This is a genomic window from Psychroflexus aurantiacus, from assembly GCF_010820555.1.
GTDB lineage: Bacteria > Bacteroidota > Bacteroidia > Flavobacteriales > Flavobacteriaceae > Psychroflexus > Psychroflexus aurantiacus.
Map to the genome: position 1 here is coordinate 1 of NZ_JAAIKD010000028.1, position 903 is coordinate 903.

Sequence of the window (903 nt, forward strand, 5' to 3'; positions counted from 1 at the left end):
ATTTGTTGTGTTATCAAACGTCCAAAACGCTTGAGGAATAGCGTCAAAAACCGCTGATCCAGTTCCATTTGCTTCGTCTGTATTTAAAATTCCATCGTTATCAGCATCCAGATCACACAGGTCTATCACTCCATCCCCATCGGTATCTGTTTCCCCCGTGGCTGTGGCACTACATGCGTTACAGGCTTCTGTGATTGTGTTGTCGATAGCATTGGCATAGTTAGTCCCATCATAAGCCGCCTGAACTACACGACCGTCTGCATCCACCGTTAGCGTACTTTGGCTGCCATACTCTAAATCATCACCGCCATTAAGGTTGCCATCGGCATTGATGTTGAAATAATACTCATTGGCATCGGAACAGCCATCTCCGTCAGAATCTAAATCCAATTGATTAGGAATGCCATCGCCATCAGTATCATACTCCGAAGAGAGCATTGAGAAAGGAAGCAGAGTTTTAGTTATAGGTATGGTAGTACTTTCATAACTTACCGACAGAACTTGCCCTCCCCCATTTTCATAAAACAAGACTTCTATACTGTGAACCCCGGCACTTAGTGTAATAGTTCCAGATCGTTCTCTAGGGGCATGATCCCCATCATTATCCACCACCTCGACCCCGTTAATAAACAACTTGGAACCGTCGTCTGAATTGGTATAGAAAGTATAATCCCCCCCTGTGGCAATGTTTATAGAGCCTTTATAACGTACCGAAAAGGCGTCCGCACTAGTCGTTAGACTGTTACTCAGAGCTGTCACGTCAAAATCCGACACATTGCCCGAGTAATCCGGAGCTGTTGTTGGAATATTATCTACAGTATTGCCTGCCGGCACAGAGTCGTAAAATTCATAGCTTAAATGTCCGTTGAGAATTTCATCGGCATCCAAAATCCCGTCGTTGTC

Annotated in this window: 1 protein-coding gene; it reads right to left on the minus strand. The window is 44.7% G+C overall.

All coding sequences use genetic code 11. From position 1 onward, the window contains the following. Positions 1 to 903, minus strand: a 903-nt coding sequence (locus G3567_RS13185; RefSeq protein ID WP_235923605.1) for a PA14 domain-containing protein, incomplete at both ends; no start/stop codon positions are given.